The organism is Sanguibacteroides sp. AM78-02pH3A (assembly GCF_027666085.1).
GTDB classification, from domain to species: Bacteria; Bacteroidota; Bacteroidia; order Bacteroidales; family Marinifilaceae; genus Gabonibacter; species Gabonibacter massiliensis.
Window position 1 is genome coordinate 107,738 of the sequence record NZ_JAQEHX010000005.1, and the last position, 17,879, is coordinate 125,616.

16 protein-coding genes and 1 tRNA gene are annotated in these 17,879 nt (G+C 38.6%); 6 read left to right on the top strand and 11 right to left on the bottom strand.

The genetic code is table 11. The features are described 5' to 3' along the window. Window positions 1–8: 8 nt before the first annotated feature. Window positions 9–482: a 23S rRNA (pseudouridine(1915)-N(3))-methyltransferase RlmH gene (gene rlmH / locus PGR74_RS09280; protein ID WP_041502859.1), complete on the bottom strand. Its 474-nt coding sequence runs from the start codon at window positions 480–482 to the stop codon at window positions 9–11. A gap of 218 nt (window positions 483–700) precedes the next feature. On the opposite strand from rlmH, the gene PGR74_RS09285 reads away from it, so the two are divergent. Further along, window positions 701–774: transfer RNA gene (locus PGR74_RS09285), tRNA-Ile, on the top strand. Between the two features lie 191 nt (window positions 775–965). Here the strand turns inward: PGR74_RS09285 and PGR74_RS09290 are convergent. The 4 genes from PGR74_RS09290 to PGR74_RS09305 are packed head-to-tail and all read right to left on the bottom strand — an operon-like array spanning window position 966 to window position 3,389. Beyond that, the gene (locus tag PGR74_RS09290) at window positions 966–2,075 is read right to left on the bottom strand and encodes a DUF4595 domain-containing protein (protein ID WP_041502858.1); all 1,110 of its coding nucleotides are present in this window, start codon (window positions 2,073–2,075) and stop codon (window positions 966–968) included. A 53-nt stretch (window positions 2,076–2,128) separates the two neighbouring features. Further along, window positions 2,129–2,446 carry a hypothetical protein gene (locus tag PGR74_RS09295; protein WP_041502857.1) on the bottom strand — a complete coding sequence of 106 codons (318 nt, stop codon included), beginning with the start codon at window positions 2,444–2,446 and terminating at the stop codon, window positions 2,129–2,131. Window positions 2,447–2,448: 2 nt separating this feature from the next. After that, complete coding sequence (locus PGR74_RS09300; RefSeq protein WP_041502856.1) at window positions 2,449–2,682, bottom strand: hypothetical protein; 234 nt, start codon at window positions 2,680–2,682, stop codon at window positions 2,449–2,451. Between the two features lie 14 nt (window positions 2,683–2,696). After that, on the bottom strand, window positions 2,697–3,389 hold the full coding sequence (locus PGR74_RS09305) for a hypothetical protein (protein WP_041502855.1): 693 nt from the start codon (window positions 3,387–3,389) through the stop codon (window positions 2,697–2,699). 275 nt (window positions 3,390–3,664) lie between these two features. Here PGR74_RS09305 and PGR74_RS09310 point away from each other — a divergent pair, with 275 nt between their 5' ends. Continuing rightward, window positions 3,665–4,858 (top strand): serine/threonine-protein kinase, encoded by a 1,194-nt coding sequence (locus tag PGR74_RS09310; RefSeq protein WP_041504647.1) that lies wholly within the window; start codon window positions 3,665–3,667, stop codon window positions 4,856–4,858. 9 nt (window positions 4,859–4,867) lie between these two features. Here the strand turns inward: PGR74_RS09310 and PGR74_RS09315 are convergent, their stop codons facing one another. Both PGR74_RS09315 and PGR74_RS09320 read right to left on the bottom strand, forming a co-directional pair. Next, window positions 4,868–6,133, bottom strand: a complete 1,266-nt coding sequence (locus PGR74_RS09315; protein ID WP_041504646.1) for an ATP-binding protein — start codon at window positions 6,131–6,133, stop codon at window positions 4,868–4,870. A 144-nt stretch (window positions 6,134–6,277) separates the two neighbouring features. After that, entirely contained in the window at window positions 6,278–6,847 is a 570-nt protein-coding gene (locus PGR74_RS09320) for a hypothetical protein (protein WP_052634470.1), read from the bottom strand. Window positions 6,848–7,243: 396 nt separating this feature from the next. Here PGR74_RS09320 and PGR74_RS09325 point away from each other — a divergent pair, with 396 nt between their 5' ends. After that, window positions 7,244–7,666 (top strand): carboxypeptidase-like regulatory domain-containing protein, encoded by a 423-nt coding sequence (locus PGR74_RS09325; protein ID WP_041502851.1) that lies wholly within the window; start codon window positions 7,244–7,246, stop codon window positions 7,664–7,666. Between the two features lie 7 nt (window positions 7,667–7,673). Beyond that, a complete protein-coding gene (locus PGR74_RS09330) occupies window positions 7,674–10,925 on the top strand; it encodes a golvesin C-terminal-like domain-containing protein (RefSeq protein WP_270516964.1) in 3,252 nt (1,083 codons plus the stop codon). A 513-nt stretch (window positions 10,926–11,438) separates the two neighbouring features. On the opposite strand, the gene PGR74_RS09335 is transcribed toward PGR74_RS09330, so the two are convergent. Further along, on the bottom strand, window positions 11,439–11,918 hold the full coding sequence (locus PGR74_RS09335) for a ferritin (RefSeq protein ID WP_041502848.1): 480 nt from the start codon (window positions 11,916–11,918) through the stop codon (window positions 11,439–11,441). Window positions 11,919–12,289: 371 nt separating this feature from the next. Between PGR74_RS09335 and PGR74_RS09340 the strand changes: the two genes are divergently transcribed. Together PGR74_RS09340 and PGR74_RS09345 are read left to right on the top strand one after the other, a co-directional pair. Further along, window positions 12,290–12,862 (top strand): DUF4251 domain-containing protein, encoded by a 573-nt coding sequence (locus PGR74_RS09340; protein ID WP_041502847.1) that lies wholly within the window; start codon window positions 12,290–12,292, stop codon window positions 12,860–12,862. A gap of 616 nt (window positions 12,863–13,478) precedes the next feature. Beyond that, entirely contained in the window at window positions 13,479–14,144 is a 666-nt protein-coding gene (locus PGR74_RS09345) for a hypothetical protein (RefSeq protein WP_110688587.1), read from the top strand. A 115-nt stretch (window positions 14,145–14,259) separates the two neighbouring features. Here the strand turns inward: PGR74_RS09345 and PGR74_RS09350 are convergent, their stop codons facing one another. The 3 genes from PGR74_RS09350 to gnd are packed head-to-tail and all read right to left on the bottom strand — an operon-like array spanning window position 14,260 to window position 17,647. Further along, window positions 14,260–14,673 carry a DUF2721 domain-containing protein gene (locus PGR74_RS09350; protein ID WP_041502845.1) on the bottom strand — a complete coding sequence of 138 codons (414 nt, stop codon included), beginning with the start codon at window positions 14,671–14,673 and terminating at the stop codon, window positions 14,260–14,262. A gap of 2 nt (window positions 14,674–14,675) precedes the next feature. Next, window positions 14,676–16,160 (bottom strand): glucose-6-phosphate dehydrogenase, encoded by a 1,485-nt coding sequence (gene zwf / locus PGR74_RS09355; RefSeq protein ID WP_110688602.1) that lies wholly within the window; start codon window positions 16,158–16,160, stop codon window positions 14,676–14,678. Between the two features lie 8 nt (window positions 16,161–16,168). After that, on the bottom strand, window positions 16,169–17,647 hold the full coding sequence (gene gnd, locus PGR74_RS09360) for a decarboxylating NADP(+)-dependent phosphogluconate dehydrogenase (RefSeq protein ID WP_270516968.1): 1,479 nt from the start codon (window positions 17,645–17,647) through the stop codon (window positions 16,169–16,171). Window positions 17,648–17,879 lie beyond the last annotated feature (232 nt).

The window sequence follows — 17,879 nt, forward strand, 5'->3', positions numbered from 1 at the left end:
GTATTTTATTATTCATGATGATAAGGTTCACCCCTTTGTATCGTCATAGCCCTATATAACTGCTCCACAAAGATCATTCTCACCATCTGATGAGAATAGGTCATTCTGGATAGCGAAATCTTCGCGTAAGCCTCCTTGTATACCTGTTCCGAAAATCCATAAGGCCCCCCGATAACAAAAACCAAACGCTTTGTACCAACCAGCATCTTTTGTGCCAAAAATTCGGAAAACCCTTTTGAAGTGTACTCATGCCCTTTTTCGTCCAATAAAACAACGATATCCGAGGTCTCCAACTGCCCCAAGATGAGCTCACCCTCCTTCTCCTTCTGTTGATTCTCCGTTAAATTCCTCGCATTTTTTATATCCGGAATCACCTTCATCTCGTAAGGAATATAAAACTTCAAACGCCTCTCGTACTCCTCAATCCCCGCTTTCAAATAAGCCGTATCCGTTTTACCGATAACTAATAGACATACTTTCATAAATCATGTATTATTAAACACCTCTCCGGCTCGATTATAACTTTCACCCACCCGATTCACCCTCCATTTTGACTCCATATCAATGTATTTCTATCCTATCTCCCACGTACACCCGAGCGAAAGTAATATTTTTTTCGGTTTCCCCTTGCAAAAACCCAAAAATTATCCCTATATTTGCAGCCGTTAACAAGAAGCCAGAGTTAACACACGCAAGTGTAGGTCCTATAGCTCAGCTGGTTAGAGCACCTGACTCATAATCAGGGGGTCCTTGGTTCAAGCCCAAGTGGGACCACTTTTTCAAAGAGCCAATTAGTTAAAAATCAACTAATTAGCTCTTTTTTCTTTTTGTAATTATGAAACATTTATGAAATATGAAACGAAAAAAGCGGCTTTTTTAGAGCCGCTTGTGGCATCTACACATCAGATTACACCCAATCATTTTTACAACATAAAACCGGTTGAATTCAACCGGTTTTTCTTTAGTTAATCTTCATAGTAAATTTCATACTCACATTTCTCCCCATCTTCCTCTATAATGATTTTGGTTATGTAATTATCTTTAACTTCATATTCGAAAGAAACCGGATATTTGTATTCACCCTCGTCATCATCTATCCCACTAACCGTTATTGTTTTCGGCAAATACATAGAACGTTTTCCTGTTATCCCATGAAGAAAAAGGTCTTCAATATATACCCCATCCGATAGAACCATTATTCCGAACAAGTCCAGATTCAAATTATTAAGTTGTTGACCGTATGTAAAATTAAGTGTTGCATTATTCAATTCATCATCTATCCATTTATGCTGAATCAGCTTACCTCCAGTAAAAACAAAATTTTCAGTAATTGGATATTCACTTTCACTGACACCTTTCATTTGACTTAAATAATCCCCCTCATACTTGAAGTCAAATTCATCGAATTCACTCAAAGGAGCAGGATATGTTTTCTTGTAATGCGTTGCTTTCCCGTTTTCTAAAGTATATGTTTCAGTCTGGTTATCACCTCCGATTTCTTCAATAACCAACTGATTAAATGAATAGGTATATATTGACCTCCAAGGTTCTTCTTCTCCATCTTCGGTCACCTTTAAAGATGCAATTCGTCCTTTGTCATCATAAGAAAATTCATAGATATTTTTTCCTATTCCATTAAGTGCATCCTCATCTTCCCAAGATTCGATTATTTTGACGATTTTTTTCGGTAAAATTTCAACATCTCCACTTTCTTCCGGTTGTTCCTCAAAGGTCATTTTCCCAAGTTCGTATTCTTTACCGTTTTCTTTAAGAAGTACGGATTGATTACCATAAACCTCCGGAGCAGTAAAAGTAATACCGGTCGAATTAACCTCGGTAACAACAGCTTTAACATCTTCGTCTCCTGCTACTTTAGAAATGATTCGTCTAAACCAGATTTCACTTGCTTTGGTAAAACCCTCTCCCTTAATTGTAATAGATTCTCCGGGTTTTACAGGATTCTCGAACTTGGGAATTTCAAGTCCTTTAATTGGTAACTCGTTGTCTTTGTCATCATCATCACTACAAGCCACAAAAAGGGCCAACATCGTGAATAGAAATAATAATTTTCTCATAATTAACAATAATTAGTTATTTATTCTCTTTAATTCCAACACATCCACATGAACTATTCTCCTATAAAAAGACCTGCAATCTGCTCATTACCTAACCATACAACAACAATCACAAGAAGAGCAAATGTCATCAATGCACCATTATTAGCCCACACTATTTTTTTCAGAAAAAGCCCCCACTCGCTATTGCGATAACGATCCCGCCGGGAAACCATCATGGATTCACTCAATTTGTACCCAATAACAAACACACCGGAACTTACAAGAATAATTCCTCCAAACAACCATTGTTTCGTGAATATAAAAAACAAGGCAAAAAAAACATATAAACATAAATTCAGGATATATACTACTTTTTTAAGAAATTCCATAATTATTCCATTGACTTCATTCTTAGTTTTAACCTAAATTGCTCTATTTTCATTTGAAAATATTTTTGATAATAAGTCCATTTCTCCTCGGGAAGAAAGACGATTGCCACTAAAGCCACCAAGATAAATATACCAATCCCATACATCATGACTGAAATGATCACCTCCAACAGCATATTAAGAAAAACAACCGCCAGAAATCCAAGTATACCTATAATTCCTATTCTCAAAAACATAAGCAATGCTATTATTAATCAACAATATATTTCCTAACGATCAAAAATTCAGAAACTCCCGTCAATATTCCGATACTCCCCAAATAAACATGGAAACCGTCGTCACTCCGATACATATCCCAAGACCAGTTGGTCAATGAATTCCAGGTACTTTGAAATATATTTCGATCCTCTATCGAAAAAATTAATAACGTGAATACCAATGATATGACCGGCAGCAACAACACCCACTTCCCGTATTGTTTTACCTCTCCCCAAAGTCTGATCATCTGAAAGAGAATAAATACGGGTAAAAAGATTTTAAATATGGACAAAATCAACTGTACCGTTCCAAAAACATTTCCCCCTCCAAAAAGGAAAAAAGCCAACACATACCCCATCACTAACCACACGCCTTTAGTTGAACGCATACGCGGGGGCAATAAGCCGAAAAAGAGCAAAGCACTCCAAATCGTGTTTTGTTTCCAATTTGCACTTTCCAGTAAAGCGGGATCGATCAAATTAATCCCGGTTAAAACAATAAAACCTATTGCGATAAGATAACAAGGAAAAAATAACGGAATCAATTTTTCATTATCCTTAGCCATTAAAGCTATCAATTTTATCGGTTTATCGCTTTCCGATTGAATTACAACATTTGGTTCTTCTCGTAAAACCTCATCCATATCCTCGTATTTTTCTGTTGTGGTTACCTTCGTTTCTTCCATTTCCGATTCAAAAAGATTGAAAATAGGATGGAACCCGGATCGCCAATGTACGATAGAATATCAAGGAAATTCAACATACTCTGTCATCGAATCTTTTAACACACGAATCAATAAAGGAGACACTTTTCAAGTCGAACATTTTCATTTACACCAACCTTTGATCCTAACAAATTTATGCCGTAGAATTACAGCTACTTCTTTTTCCGAACCGGCAAATTACGCCATAGGTTATCAAACCGGCTTAACATCAATTCAACTCCTGGAATAATAACAACATGACCTTACTAAATTCTAATTCAGGTATCATTACCGATATAAAACCGGAGACTACCTCATATTTTACCAACATCACGCTATGGTATGAATCCGACAACGGCTATTGTTGCCTATACAAAGCTCAAAAATTAGGGAAATACCATATACTGAAAACGTTAAAATCTATATATAAAGACAATCCCCTTTATCAAGAATTATTACAAAAGGAATTTCAGATCTCCTATCCGTTATCTCATCCCCATATCGTACAAACGATCGGATTCGAAGAAATCCCCGGTATCGGATCAAGTATTATCATGGAATATATCGACGGAATCCATTTACGTGAATATCTGAATTCTAAAAACTATAACAGCCATGTCATTCTAAAAATACTGGACGAATTCTGTCAAGCCTTAAGCTATATCCATTCTTTACAAATCATACACCGTGATTTAAAACCGGAAAATATCCTTATCACACGCAATGGTTCCAATGTCAAATTAATTGATTTCGGCTTATCGGATACAGATTCCTATTCCATTTTAAAACATCCCGCAGGTACCTTAAAATATGCCTCCCCGGAACAGCAAGTTCCTCAAACTGCCATAGACAATAAAGCGGATATATATTCTATCGGGGTAATCTTAGAAGAAATCATACAAACGACTCATGTAAAACTTCCACACGTACACAAGATAATAAGACGTTGTACCTCTGAACTTCCAACCCAACGTTACACAAGCACAGAGGAAATCATTCATTTGCTCCATTCGAAGAATAAATATTTACCCTATTTATCCGTTCTTTTAATTACAATTCTAACTACGGGTGTTTTGCTACTCGGATATCACTGGGGATTAAAACAAAACGTCAATCGATATTCCCAATCAACCAATATTTATAACAAAATCGTCCAACAGGCTCAGCATATAACAGAACTTCGTTGTCAAAAATTATACGATTGGTATGACGCCATTACAACACAAGATTCATTATCACTCTGGCTAAATGAATACAGTAACTTAGTTCGGGAAGTCAATCAGCAAGTTGATTCCATTCTTAAACAAAATATTTCGCCCAGTGCCCCGGAATATCATCTATACAAGACAAGCTTAAACAAACTTACAGAAAATATTTGGATCGATTATTTTTACAAAAATCAAAACAAATTCCTGACCTCTCCACCTGCTTTAAAAATATATAATGAGTAATATACCATTTCATAAATTCAAGAGCCACTTCCAAACCGGAATAATCTCGATGACTTTATGGTCTATCTCCAGTACTTGTTCGGAATCACGCGTGATCACCATTAATTTTTTACATTCCAATACATTCGATAGCTTCAATAAAGCACTTATTTCCCTGTCAAAAGTACCATCACTATTATCAAGATTATAGCAAACCTGAATGGCTATCGCTTCATCCGGAATATAAAAATCAACTTCAACTGCCTGATTATAAAAAAACACTGCATCATTTCGGCCATATTTACGTAATAAATTGATGGCAACGAGATTTTCCAGCAATGAAGTTTCCCCGTCAAGTAAAAAAAGATTCAAAATCCCGTTATCTGTGAAATAATACTTAGGATTAGTTTCCTTATCAACAAGCTTTCCCGCTATATTTTGGATGGAAAAAATCAACCAGGCATCTTTCGCGTATTCAATATAATTGATAATAGTTGTTTTACCGACTTTTACCCCTGTTGAGGAGACGATATTAGCAACCCGAGTAAATGACATGGGTTGTTTTACACTTTCAGCCAACTTTTTAAACAATACACGCAATGCAAAAATATTACCAACCGAATGGCGGGCTGCAATATCTCCCAAATAAATTTTTTGATAAACACTGGTCAGATAATCACGCTTGGCTGAAAATTCTGCTCCTTCAGGAAATCCACCATAATAAAAATAATCCTTGAATTTTCTCAATATCTCTGCTCTCGTTTCAGTTGCGAACAAAGAATTATCATCAACCCTGATATGATTTACATTCAAGAACTCCTTAAAACTATACGGGTAAACATTAATCGGAATATAACGTCCGCCTAAAGTAGTTTGTATGTCCTGACTCAACATTTTAGCGTTACTTCCGGTAATATAAACCCGGTGTTTGGTGTCAGCCAGACGACGGGCGAATTTCCCCCAACCTGCAATATTTTGAATTTCATCCAAAAAAAGGATGGGCTTCTTTCCATACATTTCCAAATGTACTTCCAAAAGCAAATTCAAATCTTCCAAAGACATTCCGACAAGACGCTCATCTTCAAAATTAACGTAAAGCATCTCATCCCAATGAATCCCTTGCGCTAATAATTGTTGCATTCGTTGATAAAGCAAGAAAGATTTTCCTGCCCTCCGAATACCCACAAAAACATAATTACCAAACTCCTCAAAAGTGAAACTTCGAGGTATAACCTGATATTTCGGTACCTCTACCTGATTATCTGTAATGACTGATTTTAAAATATTTTTGTCCATTCGCTATGTTTGTCTTGTTGACAGGACAAATGTAGGCTATTTTTGTCTTACCAGCAAGACAATATCCGAATATATGAGATATAAAAAAATTTAACATAAAATAAATCTCTATTTAACTCATAGAAATCTGTAAATAACTATTTATCAAAAAGGTAAATCATCAGCATTCAAATCAATAAAATTTTCAGCTTTCTGAGGTTCTCTTAAATCAAATAATTCAGTATTCTTTAAAACAAAATTTACCCCTTCCTGTGTCAAACGACATACTGGATACTCATTTCCATTATAATCACTCCCAAGTTGAGTTTGTATATAGTTTTTACGTTTTAATTGCCGTAACCCAATACTTACGGCAATATCATTATAACCAGCTTTAGTCATTCGATTACAGATATCATACACTGCAATAGACTCATCATCTGTCATTTGCCTTCCAATAATAAAAGCTAATAAAGCCAATTCATAAGATTGTAAACCTTCTGTTTCTTTTATCGGGTTATCCAAAATTTTTTGGGTAGTTTTTTGAGTCGACAAATAAGCATTTATCTTATCAGTAATCTTAGTTTTCAATAATTCAAAATCACTAGCAGATTCTGTTTTATACGTAATTATATTTTTATGCCTAATATCAAAAGGAAAAATCGAACGACTTTCATCACAAACCATAATTACATCCTTCTCTATAGCAAAAGCATATCCTAGTTCATACCACAAATCCTTTTCATACGCTTATTAATCCGCCTGGTAAGATCTTTAGTCAAATGCTTATGTTTGATCGGATCATCAACTTCTTCAAGATATGAGAAGATCAAATTATCAGACAACGGTTCATTTCCCCACCTTTTAATCATAGTCTCCATTTCGGAAACGATCGGCATACCAATTTCCTTTATTGACTTATTCGTTCGCTCCGTTTTTTGACGCACAAAACAAATCCCTTCATCATCGATGTGCTTATATTTCGTTACGCTCTTGGTGAATTCAAAATTAAATAAAGTATACGACATTTTTAGAATTAAAAAAGTTTAGTATATTTTGTTTTTCCACGAAAAAAATACAATATTGCAATAATATTTATCCTTATAATAATAACTTTTAAGACTATCAACCATGAAAATCTTAAAACAAAAATTATTTTTTCTTTTTTTTCTATTTGTAATAGGAGGAAATACATTCGCTGCAGAATATGCACATGTATGTGGAGATGTCGTAGATAAATATGGACGACTTCCAATAGTCGGTGCTACTGTCAGAGCCGGAAATATCGAAACAATAACAGATAAAAACGGAAGATACCTATTAGATCTTCCTGCAGGATATTATCAGATAGAAGTTATTGCACTTGGCTATAACACTTATAAAGGGGATCTAACGATAAACGTTAGCACGTTAGGAGAATCCATTATATTGAGTGATATTGTGTTAACACCGGAAGATTTTAGGCCATGGCCATCTTCATCATCATTTTATCTGAATTCCACCCCAATAGCAGGAGTCATTAAAAAACAAGAATTTTTATTCTCACAAGTTTAATTCAAACATGAACCTTCATAACGTTAACACGATTCTGACCCACGAGGCAAAAATACAGGGACGAGGTATTTTGTTTAAAATCCTCGCAGGATTGGTTATAGGCGGTATCACTTATATCGTCATGATTTACCAGGGAAATTTCCATCCCGTTTCCTGGCAAAAGATTGCCATGCCCTCCTATATCCCCTGGATCAGCACAACGCTTCTCAACCTTATTCAAAACCTATTCATTATCTTTAGGGTAAGTGGGTTTTACAAGAGATGGACAGCCGAAAACCTCGAGGTGCACCAGGCCAGTAATAGCGAGTGGATGACGGGAAAGGTCCTGGGCGTTATAAAGGTTCTGTTTATCCTCGACTTCGCTTCCATCGGGATTACCAGTCTCGTGCATATACTACTCACGGGTTCCCCGTTCAATATAGGGATATACCTTTTCTATTTCAGTACCCTGACAATTCCGTCTACCCTCTTTTACACAGGGTTTACCCTGTTGCTATCCTTTCTTACTCGACATAAAGGAATTACCGTGTTAATAGCGGGGATACTCTACCTGTTTACCTCCGGGGTTTTCCACGATTACTGGAACGGGACGACCGACGTATTGGCTATCTCCATACCGAATATCTTCTCGAACATCACCGGGCATGTTAACACCGGGTATTACCTCATGCACCAGGGAGCTTTCCTCCTGCTCGGTACAGGACTAATTAGCTTAGCAACAGCACGTTTCAACCGGATTCCAAACCGGGTAAAAGCCCCCGGACGAATCCGTTTGGCCGGGGGCATAGCGACCCTGGTCGGGATTACCCTACTCGCCTCTTACCGAATCCATTTCGTGAAAGAGAGTCAAAAAAGACAGAATCACGTGGAGATATTCGCGCGCCACGGGAATATTCCCAGCTTACAAATTCCAGAACACCAAATCCATTTTTCCAGGGAAGGCTCTATCGTGAACGCGACCAGCGAACTCTACCTGAAAAACCCGAACCCGGGAAAAGTCGATACCCTCGTGCTTTTTCTAAACCCCGGCCTGAAAATAAACTCATTGAAAGAGAACGAAAAAGAACTGCCATTCAAACAAGAAGGACAGGTCACCCTCATCTTTCATCCCCTGGAGACAGGACAAGAGATAAAACTAAAACTCCGTTACTCGGGGGAAATCGACGAGAGCGTCGCTTACCTCGATATCCCCGACAAGCTGTTTTACAAACCCAAGGATAACCCTTTCCTTCCCTTTGTTCTCGGAAAAAGAACGGCCATAGTCGAGAAGGATTTTATTTTCCTCACGCCAGAGGTCATGTGGTACCCGTCGGCCGTCCCTCCCGTTAACCCGATGGCCCCTTTTTGCTCCGGGAAAGACTTTACCCGCTTTAAATTGACCGTCGAAAACCCCGGAGAACTAATTTTCCTCTCACAGGGGAAAGAAGAAAAAAATAAAAAACAGGTCTCTTTCCATAACGAGGAGCCACTTACCGGGATTTCCCTTTGTGCCGGAAAATTCAGAAAGAAAAACATTAACATGGGGAAATTTAATGCAGAATTTTATCATTTTGAAAAACAACCTTTCTTTAGCAATGACCTAAAAATTGTTACAACAAATTCAATAATCGAAGAGTATCGGGATATATTACATTTTAACAATCTGCCGGATAATCCTCCTTTCAAACTTATGTTAGTAGAAACCCCCTTGTCTATAACATCTTTTTTCAGACCATGGAAAAAAAGTAGTGATTTTGCCCAACCGGAAATTTTCTTTTGGCCGGAAAGAGGAGCCACTTTTAACGTGAATTTTAAAGGACTAAAAAATGTACATGAAAAAAAAGGCGATCCCTCTATGTCAGATCAGAGAATTCAAGATCATTTAAGAAATTACTTAATTTTTCAAATTAATAGAGAAAAGATTTTCCATGAAGATGAAAAAAAACACACGAACTCCTGGGAAAAGAATAAATACAATATTTGTCCCGTTCTTTTCCGAGATACTTGTTTTATTCAGTCTGAAGAATTCCCGATCATGGACATCATGATAAAAAACATTTTGGAGGAAGAAGCTCATTTTTCTTTTTTTACGGGAGGAATTTCTCCATCTCCGGAAACTATTTTTGCGCTTAATTACTTAGATAAACATAGCTTGGAAGAAGCTTTACAGGACAAGAAACTCTCTGAAAATATACTTTTAGAGATTATTCATTACAAGAAACGAGACCTTCTTCATTACCTTTCCTCTTGTTGCAGGAGAGATTCCGTGATTAACCTATTCCGGGAATTTCTCTCCAATCCTTACCAAATAATTTCTTTTGAAAAAATTATTAATACGTTTAAGGAAAGATTTAACACAGATATTCACTCTTTTATCCGTTCCTGGTATAGAGAAAAAGGGTTACCTACAATTATCGTTCAGGAAACCCAAAGAGGCAAGATAGAAGGAGACAGGCTCAATAGGTATGCCGCTCATATAAAATTATACAATCCTACCGATATTAATGCCATTATACGTATTAGTTTCGAAGATATCAGATACTGGGGGCCCTCATCTCCATCTATCCGTTATCATTTGATACCAGCCCACTCTTGCAAGTTAATAAAAATGACAAACGATAACAGGTACCAAATTATCCTATATACCGGAATCTCCCATAATATTCCGAACCAACTTCAACTTCCACCTATTCCATTTTCTACAAAGGACACAACAAATGGCATCTTCGATTGTGAGCATAATAAATCCATTATCTCCAATAAAGAGTTAACGGTAGACAATGAAGACGAAGGATTCTCCCTTATAGAGCCAACTCATGAAAGAATAAACAGTCTTTTTCAAAATAAATCCATGCGATACAATGATCGAGCATATAATGCAAACAAATGGACAAAACTTTACTCTTTTATTTATTATGGAGATGTAGTAAAAAGCGTTTTTTATAAAATAGGAGGAAAAGGAAACTACAAAGCCCGTTGGGAAACTACCATAACAGAACCGGGTGAATATGAAATTTTCGTTTATTTACCAAGAGTTGAAAACCTACAAAACAATTTATATAGTTATGGCAATGGAGCAAAGCAACATTACCTCATTGAATATAAAAAAGAAACGCATGAGGTTATTTTAGACCTTTCGAAACCATATTCATTTAACGAATGGTTTAGTCTCGGAACTTTCACTTTAGGCTCGGGCAAAACAAGCGTCACCCTCAACGACAAGGGAGGGCCGAAACAATTTATCGTTGCCGATGTAATAAAATGGATAAAAAGAAAATAACTTATAATTACCAAAAAAGAGATCTATTATTTAAGCTCATTCTGCTTATTTATGGTTTTGTTTTTATCACAAGCACAAAGTAGCTTATATCATTTTGAATTTTTCTCATCGATCGAGCAAGGAAAAAGGGAAGCCATGCGGAGTTCTCCCGATTCTCTCGCAGGATTAAGTATGCTCAAGATAAACCCGACGTGAAAAAGAATACAGGCCGAGATAAGGATAAAAAAGAATTTTCCCAAACCGGATCGATGTAGCAGTTTGACCTGTATCCGAGCTATTAATCCACAACTTTTCATGTCAATCGAGAACTTCAGTGCAAACAAAAGGCATGTGTAGGTTATAAAAAATCATTTAAATTCTCACATTCACATATACTAAATTTATAAAATTAACACGACATATATAGTAAATACTCATTCTTTATCGTTACATGTATCATCCGTACGAATAAAACACACGAGCCCTTCATTGAAGAAGCTCGTGTGTTTTCCATATATCTCGAATCGCGGACAGTTATCGCTCTCCCAATTTTGCGTCCATAAAGAATAATCCTGCCTCTCCGGCTTTCTTTATCTTATCGACAATGGATTGAGCCGTTGCCTCTTCTTCCACCTGTTCACGAACAAATCCCCACAAGAAATCCTGGGTTGCATTGTCTTTCTCGGCGGAAGCGACCCGGACCAAATTATCAATCAACTCGGAAACGTGACATTCATGCTTATAGACGTGTTCAAACACCTCCAGCGGGCTGCCCCAACCTTGAGGTACCACGTCGATTTTGTCTACTTTCGGAACTCCTCCGCGCTTGATCATATAATCTGCCATCATGCAAGCATGTTCGGTCTCCTCTCCCGATTGCTTTTTCATCCAATGTGCAAAACCGTCAAAACCCTCTTTCTGCAAATAGAAAGACATGGAAAGATACAAATTAGCAGACCACATCTCTGCCGTAATTTGTTCGTTTATTGCCTGTTGCAATTTTTCTGTCATCATAACTTTTACTTTTAATTATCAGTATCTATTTCAATCACATTGTCTATTTTACATTTCACATACACTCTTACATAAAAAAAGCCAAAAATAAACCATTAATACATTACATCAGAATTATTAATTTATTTTATACAATTCCATTATTAAAATAACACAATCGACAAATAAAGATAAATGACAACATACAGACAATCACACATATAAAAAAATCATACAACCTATTCTTTACAATCTTTCAGCAAAATCTATTTACTGGAACTCTTCCGTTACACCTGTCATTTTGACATTCTGTATACAAGGAAAACCTTTTTATTTCAGTTTTCGTTAAATGATCACAAGAGATTAGTAACAAACATTTAAACTCCGACAAGATGAATAAAATACTTACCTGGTTCATGATGGCTATCTTATTAGCAAGCGTAACCCCACTGACGGCACAGGAGAGAACAACGGCCAAAGAAAAAAGAAAAATGACGCGGGAAGAACGTAAGCTCGCCCGGCAAAAAGAAGATGAAAAATTATTCCAAACAGCTATCGATGCACTGAAGAAACAGGATTTCGTTCTCGAGGCTCAAACATTAACCTTTAAAAAAGGACGAACAATAAGCGTAACCCCTTCCACTAACTTCATCTCTATGTCGGGAGACCGAGCTACTGTACAGGTTAGTTTCGTTACCGGACGTCCGCTTCAAAACGGCTTGGGAGGAGTAACCGTGGAAGGAAAAGTTTCCGATATAAAAATGAGCACGGATAAAAAAGGAAGGGTTTCATACAGTTTTTACGTGCAGGGATTAGGCATATCGGCTTACGTGAACATCTCCCTCGTCGGCAACAACAAAGCTTCTGCCACCATACTGCCCTCCTTCCATTCCAACACCCTTATCTTAAACGGCAATCTCGTACCATCGGAAAAATCCAATACTTTTGAAGGAAGAAAATTATAAGGCTATATATCATTCAAAATGACCTGATCCCGGAAATCGAATTTGTAATTTCCGGGATTGTTTTTAACCGTTAAAATCCCATCCAAATCTTAGATTATTTAAAAATACGAAACGACAATTCTCACGAAATAAACGTTGAAATTCGGAAGAAAAGGTACAAAACCGATTTCGATCCGACGAAATTGTACGGCATAGAAACAACCTTCTTTTAAACATCAAAAATCGAATTAAATTTTACATATTATTTGTAATATAATATATAAATTATAACTTTGTAAAATTAAGGATATGAGGGGTATTGTGTAAACTAAAAATATGCCCTTTGAAAAAATCACTCCTTTTCTTTTGTCTAAGTGTCATTTTTCTTCTTTCCTGTCAAGACAATAAATGGGAAAATGAGATCAGAAACCGTGTCGATTCCTATATGCGATTATGCGGCAGCAGCTTGTAGTATAGTAGAAAATCGTTTATACTACAACCCAACAGATTCCTCATTCCAAGATTCTACGGCTGGAGTCGGTAAAGAAAAAATATATGATGTCACTCAGGTTCGTCCTAACGACGGACTCTATTTAAATGAAACAATATCACTCTAAAACAATCAAAAACTACAGATATGAAAAGCATATTATTTTTAATCGCCTTACTAATAGGATTTTCTGGTGAAACGACATCACTAAAAAATAAAGTGGACAAAACCGAGATAATTTCACTACCTTTTGAATTGACGACTTTATCAAGACGTTCACTACCGGGATTCGCCGTTAATTCCGAACTTAATTCGAAATTATCCTTCCATGTTTATACAGATTTAGGACTAAAAAAACAGATCCTATATGATGATGTGACTTGTTCCATTTTCAAACGTTTTGAAACGGGAAATAAAAATTTCATCTTATTAGATTTATGGATTGATATGGGAGAAAATTATCGCCATTTACTTATGACATTAAACGATAATTATCAAATCATAGACACATTAGACGTAGCCGTTGGAGGCTCATTTGACAATTTCACATTCACAAAACGATACCGTTTGGACAGCGACTTTAAGGTAACCGTGTATTGGTTAAAACCACTCTCGGAAACACCCGTGTATTTTCGTCCGGATACCCCTCCTTTCGAGGCTCAACGGATAGATTCCCACTACCATATTGATGACAACGGCAAGTTTATACAAGACGAGGAGATTCTCTACAAACCGCAAATTTACAAGCCACAAGAAATTTCGGTCGACGGAAAAAACATTTGGGGTGGGAAAGAAGAAAAAATTAATCGATAATCAAAAACTGTTTTCTAACGCATAAAACAAAAACATTCAACCTTCAACAAGAAGTTTATCCAAAATGACAAGACTTCTTTTACAATAAACGCAGCATACGTATCATTTCGGAAAATTACGAATTTCCTTCGGGGGAACCGGGAGTCAGGTTATCCAAATGAAATTCCAATGCTTTTACCGAGATCAGTATTTCCCGTACCGATATGCTTAGGGAGATAACCAACAGCAGCAAGGCTATTCCGAACACGTATACCGCTGTCAGTTGAAGACCTATATAAATAAAAAAAGTGCATAACACGCAAAGGAGAAGACTGATTACCCCGTAAATCTGCATGGAACGAGACATATAAAGTCGCTTTTTCAGGTTATCCAGTTGTCGCTGCGTCATTGGAGTAGGATGTTTCTCATGCTCCACCTTCAGGTTTCGTATCACCTGGGCGTAAGCCAGAAAACGGTTGGTATAAGCCAACATAATCAGCGATATCGCCGAAAACAGGATGGAGGGGGTCGTCAACGTTAATTCTTCCATATCTATCGCGTACACTTTTTCTGGTTTACAGTAGGATCCAGAGAGGAGACATTCCATTTCTCTCCCAAATCCGGTCCGTTTTCTCCCGCGGCATAATACAACAGACCTTCGTTCCGGTGTTTTTCCCAACAGTTCACGATAGGATCGATAAACCGCCAGCTGGCTTCGAGGGCATCATTCCGGGTATACAACATGGAGTCACCCGACATCGCATCCAACAGCAGGCGTTCGTAAGCTCCCGGAATATACTCCTTGCAAAGAGAAGCATAACTAAAATCCATAGCCACCTGCTCGACCTCAAATCCGGCACCCGGAATCTTCAATCCGAATTTCATCCTGATTCCCTCATCGGGGTTAATACGTAAAACCAATTGATTGCAGGAGTTTCCGGGACACTCACCCTTAAAAAGTTTATGCGGGGCAGATTTGAAATGGATAATGACTTCCGATTTTTTCTCTTTTAATCGCTTCCCCGTGAAAAAATAGAACGGGACATCACTCCATCGCCTGTTATCTATAAAAAATTTGATACCGACAAAGGTTTCCGTATCCGAATCGGCAGCCACGTTTTTTTCTTCCCGATAGCCCGCAACCGCTTCCCCCCGCACCGTCCCGGCCGTATATTGAGCCCGGACAACATTTTCCGCCACCTCGTTATCCGTCATCGGTCGAAGAGCCCGGATCACCTTTTCCGTTTCGTCGCGTATAGCTTCCGCGTCGATCGTGGCAGGAGGTTCCATAGCCACAAAAGCCAACAGCTGCATCAGATGATTCTGGATCATATCCCGTAAGGCCCCGACCCCCTCGTAGGATTTGCCCCGTCCCTCGATACCGATGGTTTCGAGAGCTGAAATCTCCACGTGATCGATATAATTGCGATTCCACAGGGCCTCGAAGGTCTCATTCGCAAAACGTAAAACCAATATATTCTGGACGGTCTCTTTTCCCAGAAAATGGTCGATCCGGTAAATCTCATTTTCAGAAAAAACGGAATTAACACAACGATTCAACTCTCGGGCTGAAGGCAAACTAATCCCGAAAGGTTTCTCTACCACAATACGCCGCCATCCGTTCTTCGAACGCATCAATCGACTTTCGCGCAGATAGCGGGTAATCGAATCATAGGAAGAGGGAGGGGTTGCCAAATAATAGATGGTATGATCCGGAATATCGTATTGTTGACGTAATTGCATGACCCGTTCGCTCAATTCGTCCGTATTGCCCTCCGGATCAAAAACCTGATAAAACAACAGGGGTAAAAAATCATCTATCTTCTCTTTCTCCTTTACGAATTCCCTTAACTTTTCTTTTATATGCGCACGGAAACTCCCATCCGTGAAAGAAGAACGGGCTGTCCCCAATATCAGAAACCGTTCCGGTAATAATCCGCGAACGAAAAGTTCGAACAAAGAGGGCAATAGCATACGCTTGGTCAGGTCGCCCGACGCCCCGAATATGATTAAAATTTGATTCTCTATTTTTTTCATCATGATTACTATGCATTATAAGTTCCGGAAGCCGTTTCCCCTCCTTCTCCCGTCCAATCCGTGTGGAAAAAACGTCCCCGTTCGGTATCCGTACGCTCGTAGGTATGAGCCCCGAAATAATCCCTTTGAGCCTGAATCAGGTTGGCCGGAGAACGGAGTGTTCTCAATCCGTCGAAATAACTCAAGGCAGAAGAGAAACAAGGCAAGGCGATTCCGTTAAACACGCCGTCCGCCACAACACCCCTCAAGGCAGGAAGGGTCAATTGAATCTTATCCTGAAAAAAAGTATCGAACAACAGGTTATCCAAGGTAGAATCGCGATGATAAGCCCGGGTAATCCGTTCTAAAAAAGCAGAACGGATGATACATCCTTTACGCCATATTTTAGCTATCGCTCCAAAATCCAAATCCCAACCATAACGCACGGAAGCCCGCTTCATCAAAGAAAAACCCTGAGAATAGGAGATCAATTTAGCCGCGTAAAGAGCCTCTTTTACCGCCTCGATCCCGGAATCATTGATCGTAGCGGAAGCCACCAGATCGCCGGTCTCTTCCGTGGGATAAAGCACAGAAGCTTTTTCCCGCTCCTCGAGCCTCATGGACATGAAGCGGGTGAAAACAGCCTCTGCCACGGATGTCAGGGGATTCGCCTCATCCAAAGCCGACATAACGCTCCATTTCCCGGTTCCCTTTTGTCCGGCCACATCCAATATGGAATCCAACAAATATTGACCGTTCGCATCCCGGAAATGCAGTATATTGGCTGTAATCTCTATCAGATAACTGTTCAGTTCACCCCGGTTCCATTCCTCGAAAATTTGACCTATCTCATCGTTATTTTTACCGGTCCGTCTTCTTAAGATCGAGTAGGTTTCCGCTATCAGTTGCATATCGGCATACTCGATACCGTTATGTACCATCTTCACGAAATGCCCTGCTCCTCCGCTTCCGATCCACTCGCAACAGGGAGAACCGTCGTCTAATTTAGCCGCAATCGTCTGAAGGATATCTTTCACCAAAGGCCAGGCCGTTTCCGATCCGCCCGGCATAATAGAAGGTCCGTTCAAAGCACCCTCTTCTCCCCCGGAGATACCGCTACCCACGAAATACAACCCTTTTTCCTCCAACATTTTAATGCGCCTTGCCGTATCTTTAAAATCAGAGTTTCCCCCGTCGATAATGACATCCCCGGGACTCAGATAGGGCACTAATTGCCCGATCAGTTCATCCACGGGTTCTCCGGCTTTTACCATTAACATAATCTTCCGGGGTAATCTTAACGACTCCACCAATTGTTGAATCGTATAAGCCCCCACAAAATGTTTCTCTTTTCCTCGCCCCTCCAAGAAACGGGCAACAGCACTTTTTTGTCCGGGATGAATCCGGTTATACACGGAAACGGTATACCCTTTATGCTCTAAATTTAGCGCCAAATTCTCCCCCATGACTGCTAAACCGATCAACCCGATATCTGAAATTTGTGTCATCTTATAAATTTTAATTAAATAACCTTCTATATTACGTGGATTATTCATTTTTGTTCGATGTCCGCACGGCATTCGTACCGGTAAAAATAAAACTGCCGGGCAGATCCAGTCTTTGCCCGGCAGCATGGTGAACACTATTTCATCACCCTATTCCCTTTTAATAATTTACCCCTGGGTTTATTTATCCTTTCCCGAATCCAAACCGATCAGGTACAACACCCGGAAGGATGAG